15 protein-coding genes, 2 tRNA genes and 1 pseudogene are annotated in these 19,794 nt (G+C 59.5%); 10 read left to right on the forward strand and 8 right to left on the reverse strand.

The window, feature by feature from the left end:
* The first annotated feature begins 80 nt into the window (after positions 1–80).
* Both MU848_RS06775 and MU848_RS06780 read left to right on the forward strand, forming a co-directional pair.
* Positions 81–809 carry a hypothetical protein gene (locus MU848_RS06775; RefSeq protein ID WP_247230942.1) on the forward strand — a complete coding sequence of 243 codons (729 nt, stop codon included), beginning with the start codon at positions 81–83 and terminating at the stop codon, positions 807–809.
* 41 nt (positions 810–850) lie between these two features.
* On the forward strand, positions 851–2,155 hold the full coding sequence (locus MU848_RS06780) for an NtaA/DmoA family FMN-dependent monooxygenase (protein WP_247230943.1): 1,305 nt from the start codon (positions 851–853) through the stop codon (positions 2,153–2,155).
* A 594-nt stretch (positions 2,156–2,749) separates the two neighbouring features.
* On the opposite strand, the gene MU848_RS06785 is transcribed toward MU848_RS06780, so the two are convergent.
* Positions 2,750–3,679: a phytanoyl-CoA dioxygenase family protein gene (locus tag MU848_RS06785; RefSeq protein WP_247230944.1), complete on the reverse strand. Its 930-nt coding sequence runs from the start codon at positions 3,677–3,679 to the stop codon at positions 2,750–2,752.
* Between the two features lie 453 nt (positions 3,680–4,132).
* On the opposite strand from MU848_RS06785, the gene MU848_RS06790 reads away from it, so the two are divergent.
* Both MU848_RS06790 and MU848_RS19120 read left to right on the forward strand, forming a co-directional pair.
* Entirely contained in the window at positions 4,133–6,571 is a 2,439-nt protein-coding gene (locus MU848_RS06790; protein WP_247230945.1) for a TonB-dependent receptor, read from the forward strand.
* 1,706 nt (positions 6,572–8,277) lie between these two features.
* Positions 8,278–9,318 (forward strand): annotated as a pseudogene (locus MU848_RS19120) (recombinase family protein); the annotation flags it as partial.
* A gap of 555 nt (positions 9,319–9,873) precedes the next feature.
* Here the strand turns inward: MU848_RS19120 and MU848_RS06810 are convergent.
* The 4 genes from MU848_RS06810 to dapB form a co-directional block, all read right to left on the reverse strand.
* Positions 9,874–9,950, reverse strand: a tRNA-Arg gene (locus tag MU848_RS06810).
* 73 nt (positions 9,951–10,023) lie between these two features.
* Positions 10,024–10,410, reverse strand: a complete 387-nt coding sequence (locus tag MU848_RS06815) for a hypothetical protein (RefSeq protein ID WP_247230949.1) — start codon at positions 10,408–10,410, stop codon at positions 10,024–10,026.
* A gap of 103 nt (positions 10,411–10,513) precedes the next feature.
* The gene (gene nth, locus MU848_RS06820) at positions 10,514–11,173 is read right to left on the reverse strand and encodes an endonuclease III (protein WP_247230950.1); all 660 of its coding nucleotides are present in this window, start codon (positions 11,171–11,173) and stop codon (positions 10,514–10,516) included.
* Positions 11,174–11,180: 7 nt separating this feature from the next.
* The gene (gene dapB, locus MU848_RS06825) at positions 11,181–11,945 is read right to left on the reverse strand and encodes a 4-hydroxy-tetrahydrodipicolinate reductase (protein ID WP_247230951.1); all 765 of its coding nucleotides are present in this window, start codon (positions 11,943–11,945) and stop codon (positions 11,181–11,183) included.
* 105 nt (positions 11,946–12,050) lie between these two features.
* On the opposite strand from dapB, the gene MU848_RS06830 reads away from it, so the two are divergent.
* A complete protein-coding gene (locus MU848_RS06830) occupies positions 12,051–12,749 on the forward strand; it encodes an NAD-dependent deacylase (RefSeq protein ID WP_247230952.1) in 699 nt (232 codons plus the stop codon).
* Here MU848_RS06830 and MU848_RS06835 read toward each other — a convergent pair.
* From MU848_RS06835 to MU848_RS06845, 3 genes are all read right to left on the reverse strand, one after another.
* Positions 12,746–13,759 (reverse strand): FecR family protein, encoded by a 1,014-nt coding sequence (locus MU848_RS06835; protein WP_247230953.1) that lies wholly within the window; start codon positions 13,757–13,759, stop codon positions 12,746–12,748. The genes MU848_RS06830 and MU848_RS06835 overlap by 4 nt on opposite strands.
* Positions 13,683–14,282 (reverse strand): RNA polymerase sigma factor, encoded by a 600-nt coding sequence (locus tag MU848_RS06840; protein ID WP_097091736.1) that lies wholly within the window; start codon positions 14,280–14,282, stop codon positions 13,683–13,685. The genes MU848_RS06835 and MU848_RS06840 overlap by 77 nt, the downstream gene beginning before the upstream one ends.
* A gap of 155 nt (positions 14,283–14,437) precedes the next feature.
* Positions 14,438–14,629: a hypothetical protein gene (locus MU848_RS06845; RefSeq protein ID WP_097092813.1), complete on the reverse strand. Its 192-nt coding sequence runs from the start codon at positions 14,627–14,629 to the stop codon at positions 14,438–14,440.
* A gap of 117 nt (positions 14,630–14,746) precedes the next feature.
* On the opposite strand from MU848_RS06845, the gene MU848_RS06850 reads away from it, so the two are divergent.
* The 5 genes from MU848_RS06850 to clpX all read left to right on the forward strand — a co-directional run bounded on the left by MU848_RS06850 (position 14,747) and on the right by clpX (position 19,738).
* Positions 14,747–14,831 (forward strand) — tRNA-Leu (locus MU848_RS06850).
* Positions 14,832–14,898: 67 nt separating this feature from the next.
* Positions 14,899–16,500, forward strand: coding sequence for a trigger factor (gene tig / locus MU848_RS06855; protein WP_247230954.1), 1,602 nt, complete (start codon positions 14,899–14,901; stop codon positions 16,498–16,500).
* Positions 16,501–16,634: 134 nt separating this feature from the next.
* Positions 16,635–17,612 (forward strand): glycosyltransferase family 2 protein, encoded by a 978-nt coding sequence (locus MU848_RS06860; protein ID WP_247231710.1) that lies wholly within the window; start codon positions 16,635–16,637, stop codon positions 17,610–17,612.
* An 89-nt stretch (positions 17,613–17,701) separates the two neighbouring features.
* The gene (clpP, locus tag MU848_RS06865) at positions 17,702–18,337 is read left to right on the forward strand and encodes an ATP-dependent Clp endopeptidase proteolytic subunit ClpP (protein ID WP_097091734.1); all 636 of its coding nucleotides are present in this window, start codon (positions 17,702–17,704) and stop codon (positions 18,335–18,337) included.
* A 132-nt stretch (positions 18,338–18,469) separates the two neighbouring features.
* A complete protein-coding gene (clpX, locus tag MU848_RS06870) occupies positions 18,470–19,738 on the forward strand; it encodes an ATP-dependent Clp protease ATP-binding subunit ClpX (protein ID WP_097091733.1) in 1,269 nt (422 codons plus the stop codon).
* Positions 19,739–19,794 lie beyond the last annotated feature (56 nt).

The following is a 19,794-nucleotide window of genomic DNA, read 5'->3' on the forward strand; positions in this document are numbered from 1 at the left end:
TCGGCAGGCAGCTGGCAGGATACAGGCCGGGGGGTGATGAAAGGCAGCCTATGCATACCGCTTTCTCACTGAAGGACTCGATGTTCAGAATCGAGATAGATGGCGACGTTGCGGACAGTCGCGCCTTGCTCGACTGGCGCCCCGAAGACCGCCTCGGCGTCGTTCTTCGTTCGCCCTTGAGCGCCTTGGGTGCCAGCATGCTGATGCAGCTGGTAACTACCGCCTATTATGATGTGCGCCCTGGCCGTAGGAAGGAGCCGCATTACGCGGACATATATCTTTTCCACTCTGGTGGACGCTATGGCGACTTCTCAAGCTTTGACGTGACGCCTCACCGTGAACTCTTTCTTCCGGCGGATGCGGGAGTGCTGATCGAGGCAATCAACGATCGCGCCATAACACATCTGGCGGTCCCAGACGGCGCTCCAACGCAATCGGTATTTCCGTGGAGTGAGCCGGAAGCAGCGCGCGATCGCATTCGGCACTGCTTCGCCTACTCTGCCGGGGGACGAGCGCGAGATGCGGATATCGCAATCCTGTCGTCAGAGCCCGGCTTGCGTCAGGACGTCGAACTGGCGCTGAACCCCATGGCGCTTGTTGATAACATCGAGCGCTACATCGATGCGGGAGATGCGGATATTCAGCTCTTCTCAAGACGGTTGGCCCAGCGCGTACGCAGCCGGGTGAACGAAGTAAGCGAAACCGAGAAAGAAACTGCAAAAGCGCATCATGAGAATAGCTGGAATAATGGCATGATTCGCCAGAAATTTCGGAAAATCAGCGTCGATGATGCTCTGTCACTGCTTTGAATATAGCCATTACTTCATTATGATATAAGGAGATTATAGCCATGGGACACATAAAATTTCATCTTGGATATTTCACAAAGTTCGGTGCGACGTCTTGGCCTGGTGACGGCAAGGAGTTCGGCTCGAACTGGATCGATGGATCTTATCATAAAGAGCTCGCCCGGATGCTGGAGGCGGCGAAGTTCGACTTTATCCTGTTCGAAGACACTACGATTGTCGGCGACAGATATGCAGGCTCCATGGAACTCGACCTGAAAAACGCCACCCTGGCGCCCAAGCTCGATCCCCTCCCGCTGCTCCCTCTGATGGCGCAGGACACGTCGCACATTGGCCTGATCGCGACGGCGTCCACCACTTTCTACCCGCCCTATCTGCTCGCCCGGCTGCTCTCGACCGTGGACTCGCTGACGGGCGGACGCGCTGGCTGGAACATGGTCACGTCGAGCGAGAAGAACGCCGCCCTGAACTTCGGCATGGACAAACTGCTGCCGCCCACCGTCCGCTATGATATTGCGGACGAGTATGTCGATCTGGTTAAGCAACTGTGGGACTCGTGGGAGGAAGGCGCCCTGGTCGCGAACACCGAGACCGGCGTCTATGTCGATCACACCAAGGTCCACACCATCGATTTCGTCGGCGAGCATTTCCGCTCGCGCGGTCCGCTCAACACGGTGCGCTCGCCCCAAGGCTATCCGGTGTTTGCCCAGGCCGGCGCTTCGGAACGCGGGCGCGCGTTTTCGTCCAAGAACGCGGAAGTCGTGCTGGGCATGATGACCGGCGGTGTTCCCGGCATGAAGGCCTATCGTGAGGACATCCGCAACCGCGCCGAGGCGCAGGGGCGCAATCCGGACGATATCAAGGTGGTCTTTCTGACGCCCGTCAATATCCTTCCCGAAGGTGTCGAGCAGCAGGAGATGACCGACGCTGAAAAGCAGGCATCATTCGAGCATAACATCGTCATGGCGTCGTCGTCACTGGATGTCGACTTCTCGCTGTACGACCTCGATGGGCCCGTTCCGCAGGACATCGTGGCGGGCGGACACACCAGCGCGCTCGATCACATGAAGAAGGCCGGGCGCGAGGAAGGCAAGTCCCTCAGGGATCTGTTCTCCATGGGTCAGGGCGCGAGCGGCATGGACTTCAGCGGCACGCCGCAGCAGATCGCGGAGAAGATGATGGCGGTCATGGACGAGGTTGGCGGCGACGGATTCCTGATCGAAGGATCGGGCTATAATCGTCAGCTTCCGCAGCTGGTCGATGAACTAATACCGGCATTGCAGCAGGCCGGGGCCGTTCGCACGGAATATACGGGTACTACGCTGCGTGAAATTTTGCGCGAGTTTTAAGACCGGCACAATATGCAGAGTATCCAATAAGAGGTAAAACTTGCTGCTTTCATGAAGCAGCGTGTCGAGAATTTGCTTTCAAGAGAATGAACGTCAATATTGAACCAGATTGACGTTCATTTTCCGCGCTGGATATTTGACATCCATGCGCCCCCGCCGACACCGCTACCGCCGATCTGCTGGAGCACATCGGCGAACTCTATGAGTAGAGGCGGCGGTTCGAGACCGGCAACATCACAACCGAGGGAGAAGCAAATAGGACTTGGCCCTTGATTGACGCAATGGCACTTGACGATGCAACGCGCCGTCTTTCGCCCAAGTCCGAGATAGTCAAAGTGATCGCCTATGGCCGCAATCGCTGGATTGCGCTCATACGGTACATTGTCGCATCCGCATGGAATACGGAGCTACATCACATCCTCCTGACTGTTCCTCAAACCATGGAGATGCAATGATGGGCGTTGTGATCACAGCATATTCCGCAGCGCGGACGGTCTGGGTTTAATGGACATAGGGATGCCTTCGCCAGCGGCGCTGTCATGAACGCTTCGACACAGCTCGTGGCCGCGTCGAGGTGTTCATGACAAGAGCGCTTCAATACGCGATTGTCGGTGGCACGCAGAGCGAGCGAATCGACTCCGGCGCGTTCTCCCAAGGATAGTCTCCACCGTTCATCACAGAGCTATATCCAAGCAACTGGCGCAGCGTTTGCGACGTGTTCTTCATCACCTCTGGGTCGAGGACGAGCGGAAAGTTGATCGAAGGACGGCACCAGGGTGGCGTCAGGCCGAAGTTGATCGACGCGCGCTCACGGTTTGTGGAGATGTTGGCGCCTGTGCCGTGCAAGAGCATATCGGTGTAGATGATGAGGGAGCCCGCCGGTGCTTCGGCCGGAACAGACTCGTAGGACGTCGCGCCTGAGTTATCGATTTCGGAGTTCCAGAGATGGCTGCCCGGCACCACGCGCGTCGCGCCGTTTTCCTCCGCGAACTCGTCAAGGCACCAGATGAACCGCGACTGGTTCGGGGCTTTCTGGTGGCCCACCCCGTTGCTGGCGTCGAGATGGATGAATTGCGCGCCGCTTCCCGGCCGCGTGACATTGGCATCCACGCTATGCACAAGATAGCTCTCGTTAAGGACCGTTGGCCCGAGGATATGCTTCGTCAATTCCAGCACTACAGGATGCTCCAGAATCTGGCGGAAGACCTCGTGGCGATCGGGTAAGCGATTAAGGCGACGATTCTTGGCGTCGGGATCGACAAAGAACTTGCTCACCCGGCTTTGATCAATCGCCTCTTCACGCTTGATCTCGTCTGCGAGAACCTGACGCGCCGTGCGCACGACGGCCTCCGGGAACACGTCAGTGAGGATGGCATACCCAGCCCTTTTCAGATCGGCCTTGGCCGTTTCAAGGTCGGGCGTTGGTTTCGGCAGAACCAGATTGGGATCGAGTGGCACGATCTTCTCTGGAGACGCCAGGGTCAGTTTGTATTCGTCCATAGAGAGGGAGTCGCCAACTGCCATATCAATTCTCCGCTTCGTGTCTGCAAACCCTCCATACGAAGGGCCTCATAATTGCCGTGGATTAGCTTAATCTGATAGTTGAGAAAATTCAACATTTGTCAAGATCAATTTCGGAGGAGAGGGTTTCAGACACCTCTCGCGCCAGGCCATTTCGTCGGCCTTCAGCCATGACGTGCACAAATGCCTTGACAGCAGTTGAAAAACTTCAACAATCAGCTTCAGAAGCTTTATGCGGTGGTAACGGGAACCGGTTGCTTTGCGGCACTCTCCATTACACCGATGGCAGAAGGTGCAATATCGCCCCTGCGCAGCCGCACAGAAGCCAATAACAACGTCAGATTACAACTGAGGTCCGCAACGGAACACGCGTTTGTAAATTAAAGGGGAGAAGGTATGGCGTACTTGCGAGCTAAGGCGGTTCGATCAGGACTTTTTTGCGCAACATCGGTAGCCATGATGTTGGGGGGCGCGGCGATTGCGCAAACGTCGGCAGAGGCCAGCGCGCCGCCCGCGGTTGCCGACGATGGCTCTTCAGATATCGTGGTCACCGCGCAGCGCCGGGAGGAGCGCGCCCAGGACGTCCCGATTTCGATCACTGCCTTTTCCTCCGATCGTCTGCAGCAGCAGGGGATTGCACAGTCCCAGGACCTTCAGGGTGCCGTGCCGTCGCTCACCGTCGGGACGAGCGGCCAGGGTTCGCGCGAGGCGCAGTCCTTCACGATCCGCGGTCAGGGCGCCACTTTGCAGGCGTCACCTGGCGTCGTAGTCTATCTGAACGAGGTTCCTCTTCCGTCGCCGATCTCGGTGAACCAGCAGGGCGGCCCCGGTAATTTCGTCGACCTTCAGAGCATGCAGATCCTGAATGGACCGCAGGGAACGCTGTTCGGCCGCAACACCACGGGCGGCGCGGTGCTGCTCGTGCCGCAAAAGCCGACGGCGGATTTCGGCGGCTATGCCCAGGCCAAGATCGGCAGCTATGACAATCGCGAATTCGAAGGTGCGTTCAATATTCCGATCGTGTCCGACAAGGTTTTGTTGCGTGTCACCGGCGCCTATCAGGATCGCGACGGCTTTACCCATGATGTCGTCTGGAACAAGGACAGGGATGACCTTCACTGGTATTCCGGGCGTTTCGGCCTGGTCCTCCGGCCCACCGAGACGTTCGAAAACTATACGATGGCCTATGGTGCCTATTCCAGCAACAACGGCACCGGCCAAGTCAATCGCAGTTTCAATATCGAGGGGTTGCAGCTCTACGGTTTCTGCCAGGAAGGCCCGACCATTCCCGACGTGATCGCGTCCTGCGACGTCTATCGTGCTGCCGCGGCAGAGGCGGAGGAACGCGGGCCCCGTAAGACGGCCTACAGCACCGATACATACCAGAAAACAAAGACGTGGGGCATCACCAACACGTCCGCGCTGGATCTGAACGACAGCCTGACGCTGCGCAACATCATCAGCTATCAGCGGTTTCAGACGCGCTTCGCGGTGGACAATGATGCGTCGATCTTCCAGCAGGACGAATATGACGCACGCCGGTTCCCGGCTTCGGGACAGGTGACGCTGCCGGGCGACGAAACGCCGGTCGAATATCTCCCGCCCGCGCCGACGATCCCGCGTGATCGATTCCGCACGATAACCGAGGAACTGCAGCTTCAGGGCAAGCTGCTCGACGGCAAGCTGAACTTCACGGTTGGCGGTTTCCTGTTCGATCAACGGCCCACTGGCTCGCAGGGGGCAACGGTATACGGCTTCTGCCCGGCCGCGTTCACCGGCTTCTGTGACTCGCAACGCCTGACCTATGCGATCACGACCAAGTCGAAGGCGCTCTATGGCCAGGCCACATTGGATTTCGGCGCATTCGCGCCCAGCCTCGATGGCCTGAAGATCACCGGTGGATACCGCTATACGTGGGACACTATCAGCGGATCTGCCGCTTATTATACACCTCTCACTCTGGCGCCCGGCAGCTTCTCCTGTTCGGACGGTTCGGTGGTGACAGACCCCACTGAGTGCCAGTTCAACGCCAGGCTCAAGACAGGCGCCCCAACCTGGACCGCGGGTATCGATTACCGGGTGTCTCCCGACCTTCTGCTCTACGGCAAGATCAGCCGTGGCTATAAGGCAGGTGGCATTAATACCAACGCCGTCTTTGAAAACACGCGGACGTTCCAGCCTGAAAAGGTCACTTCTTATGAAGGTGGCTTCAAGTCCGACTTCAACATCGCCGGGGTCGGCAGCCTCCTGAACGTCAGCTATTATTATCTGGACTATAAGAACATCCAGCGCGCTGCGCCCGATGTAAACGGAGCATTGCTGGGAGCGCAAATTCTGGGAGCCGTTGCGCGCGTTCAGGGCGTCGAGGTCGAAGGATCGATACGGCCGTTCCGCGGCGTCGAGATTGGCGGCAATTTCAGCTACACAGACGCCAAATATAATAGCTATGAATATACTACCAACCTGGGGGCGTTCGACTGCAACGGCAACTTCATTGCTCCGGGTGGGACGGTCGATCTGGGTTGCGTCCCCTTCACCGGCGTCGCACCCTACACATACAGCTTCCATGTATCGGCCGAACAACCGCTTGCCAATGATCTTGGGACGCTCGCGATGTTCGTGAGCTATTCCCACACATCTTCACAACATACGGCGGCGACGGCGCTACCCGGAACAGAGCCGGGCGAGGAACTTGGAGGTTTCGGTACGCTTAGCCTCTCGATAGACTGGCGCAAGGTCGCAAACAGCAACCTCGATCTGGGTCTTTACGCAACTAACCTGACCAATAATCTCTACCGGATCGGCAATCCGAACCTGTACAATACCTATCTCTATCATTCGACCATCTATGGTGAGCCGAGGATGTACGGGGTTCGCGCCCGCTACACCTTCTAAGGCAGATATGATCCAGACATTGCTTCATCGGACAGGGGGCTCAGTCATCCGGCCCCCTGTCCGAGCAAACGCATTCGGCGGCAACGGCGGCCGACACAGAACTTGCGGTATGAAGTTCTGTGTGAACCGGAGTTGGCTCCCAACTTCGAGAGGCCGTATAGACGGCGAACGGCGCGGGTCAGCAAAACATGATCGTAAAGATGCGCGCTGCCTGGCTCGCTCGACCGCGCTGACGAACTTGGTTCCGGCTGTAATGACGATCCCGAAGGCCGGCCGACAGCTTATGCCGAAATCGACCGGAATCTCGTCATTTTTACCATAAGGCTGACATGGGGCGTCCGCAGCCGCCGCTGAACAGGACAATCGATGGTGCGGCGAGCCGCAGGGCTTCGATGGACCGTGCTGATTTCCGATGTCGTGACGTAGCTGGAGCGCCAGCCAGCGGTAACGTCGCCACTGGGGACGGGAAGAAACTGCTCATGAAAGCCGACACATTTTGGAGAATTCCGCGCATAAGCGGTATAGGGTCCTATGCTAGTGAAGCTGTTCTGTTTCATAGGGCGAGATGGCTATCGTTGAAGCTGGCATTACTAGCCTGTTTAGAATCCGATCTGTATTCGTTAAATGGCAGCGTTGCTGCCTCGCGCATCGGTTAAAGGCAACCGAACGGCAGCTGTCTCTGTTGGTCAGCTCCAGACCGGAAATTTGCCTATCGGCCAGCTGTGAGGGCCGTAGTTCAATTGGCTGACCGTCCGTACCTGAGCATGTAAAATTCGAGGGTGAGCGGCAAAGAAGGGTCGATCGGTAGGCGGCACTTGGGACAAACTCGTCGTTCGCATGCAGAAGGTTGAGCGTCCGCTCTTGTCAAAAGCCGACGTTCAGCGCTTGTTCGCGCGGCTTAGCAATCAGTCGAGTTATGACGTCGCCGCTGAGCGGGCAGACCGATATCCTCGTCGTTCAGCTCTCCGTGGGAAACAGGTCGGCCACCGGTGCAAATGGCTGGCCGGTCTCCGAGGCATGGCGAACCTTCCGTTCGAGCACGATGTCGATTGGGAGGTTGCGGTCTAGCGCCTCGTACATATCCTTCCCGTCCATGCAGATATCGTGCGCATCTTTGGTTCGATTGCGTCGGGGACGATATTGTTCATTATCGTCGGCACCTGCGCAACGCACTACGGGCCTCGAAGCATCTCCGACGGACCGCCCAAGCGCTTGACCCGGAAATGCTCGACCGATTCGAGCCTGCGCACCGTAAGCTCCTGACAATGCCGGGAGGACGTCGTCGCCTCCTTGGCAACCGATCTGATTTGCTTAGCACCACGGGCATTCGGCAAGCTGCCCTTGGCGCGCAGGATATCGCTATGGTGCCATCTCCATTTGCGCTCGATCCGATCCGGTTGGTTATCGCGGAGCCTCATAGATGGACCGGCGTACCGAAGGGAGCAGCTCCACCAACTTCGCGTTGACGGACACTAACCTTGCAGGTTTTTGCCCGCAAACATTGGCACAGCCTTGTTCATGGCAAGGAAGAACCCATCGCGAAGGGACGACAAGATCTCACCGTCCATGTCCGGGACGTGCCGAGACAAGAAACCTCTTGTCATCAGCCGCCTGGACGATTCATGGTCGTCGATCGTCGATGAAGCCGCGCTTATTGATCGCTGGTTGGGAGCAGAAATCGCCAGTCTGTTCGGAGATAATTGTTGATGGAAAGCTTTCGCGGCAAGCGCATCGCCATCTATGCCCGAGTTTCGACCAAGCGGCAGGCGAACAACGACCTCTCTGTCCCGGACCAGATCGCCTATGGCGAGCGTTGGATCGGAGACAATGATGCCGTCCACGTCAAGACTTTCGTCGATGCGGGTGCCAGCGCGACTAACGATGGACGCGGAGAATTTCAGGCGATGATGGCTATGGCCATGAGCGAAGAGCGCCCGGTCGACGTCATCCTGGTTCATTCGCTATCTCGCCTGTTTCGCAATGCCCTGCATTTCATGCAGTACAAGGCGCAGCTTCAGCGTCACAAGGTTCGCATCGTTTCGATTACTCAGTCCTTCGGTGACGATCCGGCGAGCGAACTGGCGGTCGGGATGCTGGCCCTGTTCGACGAATATCATTCAGCTGAGAATTCGAAGCATGTGAAGCGCACCATGCTCGCGAACGCTGCGCGGGGGTTCTGGAACGGGCAACGGCCGCCGCTCGGATTCAAGACCGTCTCCGTGAAACAGTCGAAGGGGAAGGACCGGCAGAAGCTCGAGCATGATCCCCTGACGATGCACGTGCCGGTCTTCATCTTTGAAACTTATGTGAATGGCTATCAGGGCACGCCCGTTGGGATAACGCGGCTTGCGCAAATCCTCAACGAGCGCGGCGACCAAATCGGCGGCAAACCCTTCCACACATCCAATGTCCACGCCATCCTGTGCAACAGCGCCTATATCGGCCTCGTCATGTATAACCAGCGTGACTCCCGTACGGGCGAGACCCGCCCCGAGGAGGAATGGGTCCCGATTCCCGTTCCTCCCCTGGTATCTGAGGATCTCTTTTATGCCGCCCGTGCTCAGATGGCGGGGCGCGACCCGCGAATGGGCGCTGCGGCGGTAAAGACCGGGACGAACCTGCTGACCGGATCGGTGATCTGCGGCTGTGACGGCGATGGGTGCGGCGGCGGCATGACGACCGAAACTGGTAAGGGCGGACGTTACCGCTACTACGCATGTCACAAGCGCTCCAAGGCTGGTCTCACGCAATGCGCTGGCCGCCGCGTCCGCATGGAGGCGCTCGACGATATCGTGGTGGGAGCGGTGGCGGAACATGTGCTTGAGCCTACCCGCCTCAATGCTCTTCTCCAGAGTTGGATCGATCGCAGCGAGGATGCTCAGGCTAGCCGACGGGAACAGCTAAAGCGGCTTCGCACGCGCCTCACTATGCTCGATGGCGAGAGTGCCAACGTGATCAAGCTTGTCCGGAGCGGTGTATGCGCACCTGACAATCCGCAGGTCGCGACCGAGCTTGGCAACATTGCCGCGCAGAAACGCAGCGTTAGCATCGACATCGAAGCACTGGAACGCCAACTCGCCGATGGTGCGCGCCGAATCACGCCGGCAGTGCTGGACAGTTTCAGCGCGTTGATGGCTGCGAAGCTTCGCGAAAAGGGGAATGTCCGTCGCGAGTATATGCGACTGCTAGTTGGTCGCGTGGAGGTTGGGAAACGCATCATCCGGATCATCGGATCGAAGAATGCGCTTTCTCGCGCTGCTACCGGCGTGACACCACACATGGTGCCCAAAGCTGAACGGCAATGGTGCACCCAAGAGGATTCGAACCTCTGGCCTTTGCCTTCGGAGGGCAACGCTCTATCCAGCTGAGCTATGGGTGCGTGTCGCTTGGTGCGAAGCGCCGCTTAGCAAAGCACAACTGCTGACGCCAGCACCAAAATAGCGACGCGCCGACTATTTGATCTTCTTCATCGGTTGGAACTTGCCGAGCCCGCAGCTCGCGCCTCGCATCAGGTTGGGCGAGCTGTACAACACCGTGATTATGTCCACCGAGCAGAGCTGCGAAAGGCTCGTCTTGTACATGAAACGGCGCTCGAAGCCGAGGCTGGGGCAGCTGTTTGGCAGGATGTTGCGGTATACCTTGTTGCCGTTCAGAATAAAGTCGATCGTCCGGTCGTCGCGGACATCGGTCTGCCGGATCGAATTTATCTGTACGCAATCAACGGGTTTGCCATTCGCAACCAGATTATCGGTCCGCGTCTTGGCCGTCGCCGGGGCGACCAGGGACATGAGGACCACGGCGATACCCAAGCGCAGTGCCGGGGAAACAGGGACGGACATGCTTGTCTCTCCTCATCATCGTCACGGGTAACACGTCGCCAGCAGACGCGTTGCACCTGCTATTTAGCATAGCTTGTCTGAACCGCAGGATAATGGCGAAGGGTCAGCCGGTTTTCGGCGCGGTCTTGGGAGCAGGGGTCTTGGGTTTGTAGCGGCACAAATCTGCCACGATGCAGCGCCAGCATTCCGGGCGGCGGGCCTTGCATACATAGCGGCCGTGAAGGATGAGCCAATGGTGCGCATCCCGACGAAAAGGGCCAGGGACCCGCTTCTCCAGCTGGAGTTCGACAGCCAGGGGCGTCTTTCCGGCGGCAAGGCCGGTGCGATTGCCGACGCGGAAAATATGCGTGTCGACCGCGAAGGTTTCGTGCCCGAAAGCCGTGTTCATCACCACATTGGCGGTTTTCCGCCCGACCCCCGGCAGCGTGGTCAGCACATCGCGGTCCTGCGGGACTTCGCCGCCGAAATCGCGCACCAATATCTCGGAAAGCGCGATGACATTCTTGGCCTTGGCATTGAACAGGCCGATCGTCTTGATGTGCTGCTTCAGCCCTTCCTCGCCCAGCGCTACCATCTCGGCAGGCGTCTCCACCTGCTGGAAAAGCGCACGCGTCGCCTTGTTGACGCCCACGTCCGTCGCCTGTGCGGACAGGACGACCGCGACCAGAAGCTGATAGTCGTTGCCATATTCCAGCTCGGTGCGGGGCGCCGGATTGGCTTCCGCAAGGCGGCTGAAAAAATCGAAGATTTGATCCTTGTTCATCGCCGGATCAAAGGCCAAGCACCGCCTTCATGTCATAGCGTCCGGCAGGCTGGCCGATCAGCCAGTTCGCACCCTTTACAGCGCCACGTGCGAAGATGACCCGGCTTTCGGCGCGATGGCCAAGTTCGATCCGTTCGCCATCGGCCGCGAAGATCACTTGATGGTCGCCCGCTACCGATCCGCCACGCAAGGCGGCGAAGCCGATCGTGCCTTGCTTGCGCGCGCCCGTGATCCCGTAACGCCCGCTTTCGCTGTTGGCGGCTAGATCGATGCCTCGCCCCTGGGCTGCCGCGTTCCCCAAGAGGAGGGCAGTACCGGACGGCGCATCGACCTTGTGCCGGTGGTGCATTTCGACAATCTCGATGTCCCAGTCACCGCCCAGGCGCGCAGCGGCCTGCTCGACCAGCGCCGCCAGCAGGTTTACGCCGAGTGACGTGTTTCCCGTCTGCAGAACCGGAATGTGCTGCGCGGCGCTGTCGATCAGCTGATGGTGCGCCTGCTCAAGCCCAGTAGTGCCGATCAGCACGGGCTTGCCTGCGGCGACGCAAGCATCGAGATGGGCCGCAAGGGCGCCAGGAACGGAAAAGTCGATCAGCACGTCGCTCTTCCGGGCGAGTGCGAGCGGATCGGCCGTGATGGGCATGCCCGGCAGCAGATCACCGCTCCCGTCGCGATCCGTCCCGCCGCTGATGGTCAGCCCCGCTTCAACGGCGACTTGGGCGATCGCGCGCCCCATGCGGCCTGCTGCGCCGAATAATCCGATCTTAGTCATGATCCCGCTCATCCCTGGAAATCTGCTCGCCCGATGCCAGAATGGTTCTGCCTTGTCATCTGCGAAGCTGTAGCTTTCGGCCGGAACAGAAGACATGATGGCACGATGGAAGACATCCGCAATATCGTGATTCTGACCGGCGCGGGCATCTCGGCCGAAAGCGGCCTCGCGACTTTTCGTGGACCCGACGGTTTGTGGGAGGGGCATCAGGTTGAAGATGTCTGCACGCCAGAGGCGCTGGAGCGCAATGCCGCGCTGGTGCATCGCTTCTATGACGAGCGGCGCGCGAAATTGAACGAAGTTCAACCCAACGCCGCTCATCACGCCTTGGCGGAACTGGACGCTCGATGGCCCGGCGATCTGCTCATCGTAACGCAGAATGTCGATGATCTTCATGAACGAGCCGGCGCCCGGCGCCTGATCCATATGCATGGTGAGCTTCGGTCCGCACTCTGCGTTGCGTGCGGCGAGTCCTTGCCCTGGCCCGATCCGCTGCCGCCCGGCTCCCAATGCCCGGCCTGCAGCAGGAAAAGCCTGCGTCCCGACATCGTCTTCTTCGGTGAAATGCCCTACCAGATGGACTTGATCGATGCGGCCTTGCGCCGGGCCGACCTGTTTCTATCCATAGGCACGTCCGGAGCGGTATATCCAGCCGCAGGTTTCGTTCAAACGGCACGCCACGCAGGGGCACGCACGTTGGAACTGAATCTGGAACCGTCTGCAGGCAGCTTCTATTTTGAAGAGAGCCGCATCGGCCCAGCCAGCGAACTCGTACCGGACCTCGTCCGACGACTGCTGCCTTAGATCCCGCTGTCTCCTGCGATGGGCGCGTCGCGGTAAAGAAGCATGATCGACCCATCGTCTCCGCTCACCGCCCGCACGGGCAAGCGAGATTGAAGCAGCGACAGGAACTTGCCGCTGTCGCCTATGTGGAATTCACCGCCGATGCGCAGCGCGGATACGCGGGCATCTCCGATCAGGATCGGCGCGTCGCGGTAGCGATTAAACTCCCCGGCCGCCTGTTCGATGGTTTCGCCTTCCAGGTGCACCAGTTGCTTACGCCATGCGGTGCGTTGCCGGACGACATTGGGATCGAGCCGGGTCAGCACGAAGCTTCGTGGTTGCAGCACCGCGCCATTACCCGCAGCGACCTGGCGAGGCGGGCGATTGCCGCAACTCACGATGGCGGTGCCCTTTGTAACCGTCAGTTCGATCAGGGATGGCCGAAGGCGCAGGTTCAGCGCCGTATCCCGCGCGCGCACGATTGCGGACCGTGCCTCCACATCGAATTCGCGCTGCGCGTCCGGGGCAACCTCGATAGCGGCTTCTCCCTTCAACAGCCTAACCTTGCGGCCGTTGCTCGTGAAGCGGACATCGACCGCGCTGTCGCTGTTGAGGTGAAGGCGGGAACCATCAGGCAAACTGATCGTGCGGATTTCGCCGATTCGCGTTTCGTAATGATCGACATCGTTGAAGGTGCGGACCGTGACGATCGCGGCAAGGATGAACAGGATCACCGCAATTCCAGCGACGATCATGATGTTGCGTGACAGGCGGCGCTGCTGCTCTTCAGTAACGACCTCGCTGACGGGGGGCAGATTGACATCAGCCGCCGCGCTTTTCAGTCGTTCCGCAGCTTCCCACGCAGCCTCCGCGCGCGCATAAGCGATTGCGTGGCGCGGATCTGCTTCGATCCAGGCGCAAATGTCGGCTTCGTCTTGGGCAGTCGGATTGCTGTTAAGCTTTGCCAGCAGGCGCGCGGCTTCCGCCTCGACCTCTTCCCTGCTGTTTGATCCTGGCCCCGACGCTTGCACGTTCGAAATCCGTTTCCTCGCGTTCTGACCAAGCCCGCATAACTATAGCGATGGCTTTGGCCAGATGTTTTTCAACTGTAGAAACGGATAGGGACATCTCCGCCGCTATTTCCAGCATCGACCTTTCGTGAATCCGTCGAAGGATAAAAACCCTACGGCATTGCGGCGGCAGGGACTCCACGATGGCTTCGATCTGGCGCAGCGCCTCGCGTGCGTGCAGTTGAGCTTCGACATTGCTGTCGCCTTGCAACAGCTCAAGGTCTGCGATGGTTTCGAAACTCACCACCTTGTTGCGCCGGGCATTGTCGATCACCAGGTTGCGGGCGATGGTGAACAGGTAAGCGCGTCCTGTGGTGACATTTTCCCAATTTTCGGTGGCGAAGGCGCGGGCCATGACCTCTGCCACCATGTCGTCAAGCTCATGGGTGGAAGGGAGTATCCTCCGGAGCCGGCCGCGAAGGGCGGCTTCTTGAGGAAGAATTACGGTCTTGAACCAGTCTAACTTGGCGCGAACACGATGCACGTTGACCCCCTTGATGTCAGCCGCGCCTCTCCCGCTTTCTTTTATCTGTCACAGTTCAATCATGCTTGCAGGGGCCTGTCCAGCGCCGGAAGGTCGATCTGGATCAAGCGGCGAAAAATTTTCGCCGCCCGTGTAAATTTCGCACGATAGCAGGATCAGTCCGGTGGAAGCTCCGGGACCGAGCGGTCCGGCTGATCATAATCTGGCTGCGTGGGCACGACTTCCGGCGGCTCGCCCGCAGGGGTTTCATCCGGGGTCGAAGGCGGGGGCGACTCTGGTGGAGACTGCGGCTGGATCGTATCGGGCGGGGGAACGCCGATCGGCTCGGGGTCGGGCTGAGTGGCCATGCTTTTCTCCTTCGTTGAAGGCTACGCGCGGAGCCTTGCGCAAGTTCCAGGCAAGTTATCCACATTTGCTTGCCTCCCCGGATGCTTTTCTCTATGCCGCGCCGACCGGCGGCCGATGCGGGCGTGGCGAAACTGGTAGACGCGCCAGATTTAGGTTCTGGTATCGCAAGATGTGGGGGTTCGAGTCCCTTCGCCCGCACCAGTGCGCCCGGCTTGGATCATGTCAGGCGCCACCTGAATTCAGCTGAAGAAAGCGTTTGAGAGAAGAGATGCAGACTGTCGAGACGTTGAACGAGGGCCTGAAGCGCGCCTACACCGTGACCATCACGTCGAAGGACATCGACGCCCGCGTGGAAAAGGAAGTGGCCACGATTGCGCCGCAGGTCCGCATGCCCGGTTTCCGCCCTGGCAAGGTTCCCGCCAACCTCGTCAAGAAGATGCATGGGGAATCGCTGCAGCGCGACGCGCTCAACAATTCGATCCAGGAAAGCATTCAGAAGCTGATCGCCGACAACAAGCTGCGCCCCGCGATGCAGCCGTCCGTCGAGCTGGATGAAGGCTTTGAGTTCGGCAACGACGCCGAGGTGAAGGTCGAGCTGGAAGTGCTGCCTGAAATCGCCGCGCCCAGCATTGAAGGTTTGAAGCTGGAGCGCCTGACGGTCGAAGTCGCCGATTCGCAGGTCAATGAGGCTGCTGGCCGCATCGCGACCCAGCAGGGCGCACTGGAAGAACATGCCGCTTCGCACAAGGCGAAGGACGGCGACACGCTGACCATCGATTTCGTCGGTAAGGTCGACGGCGAAGCCTTTGAAGGCGGTTCGGCCGAAGATGTGAAGCTGAAGATCGGTTCGGGCCAGTTCATCCCGGGCTTCGAAGAGCAGCTGACCGGCGTCAAGAAGGGCGAAGAAAAGACCATCAGCGTCACCTTCCCCGAAGATTATGGTGCGGCGCATCTGGCTGGCAAGGAAGCCACCTTCGATGTGACGGTGAAAGCCATCCTGGATGCCGACAAGCCCAAGCTGGACGATGATTTCGCCAAGTCGCTCGGCCTTGAAGGTCTGGATAAGCTCAAGGAGCTGCTGAAGGGCCAGATCGAGCAGGAACATAACGGCCTGACCCGCACCTATATGAAGCGCAAGCTGCTCGATCAGCTGGCTGCTGCGCATGATTTCGACGTGCCGCCGAGCATGGTGGAAGCCGAATTCAACCAGATCTGGGCCCAGCTTCAGCATGAAGCCAGCCATGAGGCTGATCCGGAGGCCGCTCTGAAGGAAATGGAAGCGGAGAAGGACGATTATCGCGCCATCGCCGTCCGTCGCGTGCGCCTCGGCCTTCTCCTCTCGGAAATCGGCCAGGCCAATGGCGTGACCGTTTCCGACCAGGAAATGAACCGCCTGATCATGCAGGCTGCTCAGCAGTACAGCCCCCAGGATCGTGAGCGCTTCGTTCAATATGTCCGCCAGGACCCGATGGCCGCCGCCCAGCTGCGCGCGCCGCTTTACGAGGACAAGGTCGTCGACTTCCTGTTCGACAAGGCCGAAGTCACCGATCGTGCCGTCAGCCGCGAAGAGCTGGAAGCTGCGATCGAAGCGGAAGATGGCGATCTGAAGCCCCACGTACACGGCCCCGGCTGCGGCCATGATCACCATGATCATGACGAAAAGCCCAAGGCCAAGAAGGCGGCGCCCAAGAAGAAGGCAGCCGAAGCTGACGAAGCAGCGCCCGCGGCGGAAGAAGCCCCTGCCAAGAAGGCTCCCGCGAAGAAGGCTGCTGCCAAGAAGGATGACGCCGTAGCTGAAGAAGCCGCCGCTGAGGAAAAGCCCAAGGCGAAGAAGGCTGCTCCGAAGAAGGCTGCCGCCAAGGCTGAATAAGGCTCTCAACGCCTGAATGGACGAGCGCCCGGCTTCGACAGGAAGCGCGGGCGCTTTTCCTTTGGCGAGGGGCAGACGAAATATTAATCTTGGCCGTCCTAGCGAGGGGGCGTTCGGCGGAAGGCATGGGGCAGATGAAGGAATTTCCGGCATTGGCAAGCGGGCAGGGGACGGCGGGTCCTCGCATTGCCGTGATCCTGCCCTGCTATAATGAAGCTGGCGCCATCGTGCAGACGGTGCAGGATTTCCGCCGCGCGCTCCCGGCAGCCGACATCTATGTCTTCGATAATAACAGCACTGACGGCAGCTACGAACTGGCCGCCAGTGCAGGCGCTATCGTCCGGCGAGTGACCCAGCAGGGGAAGGGCCATGTCGTCCGGCGCATGTTCGCCGATGTGGACGCGGACATCTATGTCATGGCGGATGGGGACGCGACCTACGAAGCGGCCGCCGCGCCCCGGCTTATCGCCGCGATGTTGGAAGATAATCTCGACATGGTCGTCGGGGCACGGCGGAGCGAGGTGGAAGAAGCCTATCGGCGGGGCCATCGCTTTGGCAACTGGGCGCTTACCAGCCTGTTGAAGCAGCTGTTCGGGCGGAGCTTCACCGACATATTGACGGGCTACCGCGTCTTCTCACGCCGGTTCGTGAAAAGTTTTCCAGTGCTTTCGGCGGGCTTCGAAATCGAAACTGAAATCAGTGTCCACGCGCTCGAACTGGCCATGCCCGTGTCTGAAATCATGACCGCTTATGGTGCGCGGCCGGAAGGCTCGGCCAGCAAGCTGTCGACCTTCCGCGATGGCTGGCGCATCCTGCGCACGATCTTCACACTTTACCGCATCGAAAAGCCGATACTTTTCTTCGGCATCTTCGCGGTGTTGCTGGCGCTGACGGGGATCATCCTCGCAACGCCGCTGATCATCACCTATCTTGAGACCGGGCTTGTTCCCCGCTTCCCCACCGCGATCCTCGTCACTGGTTTGATGATCCTCGCGACGCTGTCGGGAATGTGCGGGCTGATCCTGGACACCGTCGTGCGCGGGCGGCGGGAAGTCCGCCGCCTGGCCTATCTCACCTTCCGCGCGCCGTCGGATTTCGGACGACGCGATTGAAGCTGCGCCAGCTCCTCACAGTACCCCTTGAACCTGCCCGCTTTTGTGCCGATGTAGAGAGCGGGCAAAAATCACCCTGAAAGAGCAAAATGACCGATATCATGTCTGATCCGATGGCTGCGCTTGTTCCTATCGTCATCGAACAATCCAATCGCGGCGAGCGCAGTTTTGACATTTATTCCCGCCTGCTGCGTGAACGGATCATCTTCGTGACCGGTCAGGTCGAGGATCATATGGCCTCGCTGATCGTAGCCCAGCTCCTGTTCCTCGAGTCGGAAAATCCGAAGAAGGACATCTGGATGTACATCAACTCGCCGGGCGGCGTCGTTACGGCGGGCATGGCGATCCACGACACCATGAAATATATCCGTCCGCAGGTCGGCACCGTCTGCATCGGCCAGGCCGCTTCGATGGGCAGCTTCCTGCTTGCCGCCGGTGAACCGGGCAAGCGCATCGCCCTGTCCAACGCGCGCATCATGGTGCACCAGCCGTCGGGCGGCGCTCAGGGCATGGCGTCGGACATCGAGATTCAGGCGAAGGAAATCCTGAGGATTCGCCGCCGCCTGAACGACCTTTATGTCAAATATACCGGCAAGTCGCTGGAAGAGGTGGAGCGGGCTATGGACCGCGATACCTTCCTCGAAGCGGAAGAGGCGAAGGCTTTCGGCCTTGTGGACGAGGTATTTGACCGCCGTCCGGCCGCTCCCGAAACGACTGACAGCTGACATGGATCTTAATCGCGCGCGCTGTTTTCTCCCCTTGTGAAACCAGCGCGACGCGGTCTAGGATGATCCTAGGACCAGAATATCCCTCGCCGTCGCGGCTTTTCGCTTGGGGCAGGGAGGAAAGATTGGCGAATGACTAAGCTTACAGGCTCCGATTCCAAAAGCACGCTTTACTGCTCCTTCTGCGGCAAGTCGCAGCATGAGGTGCGTAAGCTGATCGCGGGGCCGACCGTCTTCATCTGCGACGAGTGCGTGGAACTGTGCAACGACATCATCCGCGAAGAGACCAAGGGCGGTCTCGTCGGCAAGAAGGATGGCGGTGTGCCGACCCCGCAGGAAATCTGCGATGTGCTGGACGATTATGTGATCGGCCAGAACCGGGCGAAGCGCGTCCTGTCGGTCGCGGTCCACAACCACTATAAGCGCCTGAACCACGGCACCAAGCCGGGCGAGGTGGAACTGGCCAAATCGAACATCCTGCTCGTCGGCCCCACCGGCTGCGGCAAGACGCTGCTCGCGCAGACGCTGGCCAAGACGTTCGACGTGCCCTTCACCATGGCCGACGCCACGACCCTGACCGAGGCGGGCTATGTGGGCGAGGATGTCGAGAACATCATCCTCAAGCTGCTCCAGGCCTCCGACTATAATGTCGAAAAGGCGCAACGCGGCATCGTCTACATCGACGAGATCGACAAGATCAGCCGCAAGGCCGAGAATCCCTCGATCACACGCGACGTGTCTGGCGAGGGGGTGCAGCAGGCGCTGCTGAAGCTGATGGAAGGTACGACCGCTTCGGTTCCGCCGCAGGGCGGCCGCAAGCATCCGCAGCAGGAGTTCCTGCAGGTCGACACGACCAACATCCTCTTCATCTGCGGCGGCGCGTTCGCGGGCCTGGAAAAGATCATCGGTGACCGTCTGGAAGCCAAGTCGATCGGCTTCGGCGCCCATGTGGCAGCCCCGGAGGAGCGCAAGACTGGCGAATTGCTGCGCCAGAGCGAGCCGGAAGATCTGCTGAAGTTCGGCCTGATCCCCGAATTCGTCGGCCGTCTGCCGGTGATCGCGACGCTGGAAGATCTGGACGTCGCCGCGCTGGTCAAAATTCTGGTCGAGCCCAAGAACGCGCTGGTGAAGCAATATGGCAAGCTGTTCGACATGGAAAATGTCGAACTCAGCTTCACCGACGACGCTCTGACGGCGATCGCGAGAAAGGCGATCGAGCGCAAGACGGGGGCACGCGGCCTGCGTTCGATCCTGGAATCGATCCTGCTCGACACCATGTTCGACCTTCCTTCTATGGAAGGCGTCGGCGAGGTGGTCGTGGACAAGGATGTCGTAGCCGGGACGAAGGAACCTATCCGCGTTTTCAGCGACAAGGATAAGCGCGCCGAAGACGCAGCCTGAGGGCACTAGCTTCGACGCGGCAAAAAGGCTCCGCTGGATCGCACCAGCGGAGCCTG

It is taken from the genome of Sphingobium agri (assembly GCF_023051225.1).
GTDB lineage: Bacteria > Pseudomonadota > Alphaproteobacteria > Sphingomonadales > Sphingomonadaceae > Sphingobium > Sphingobium agri.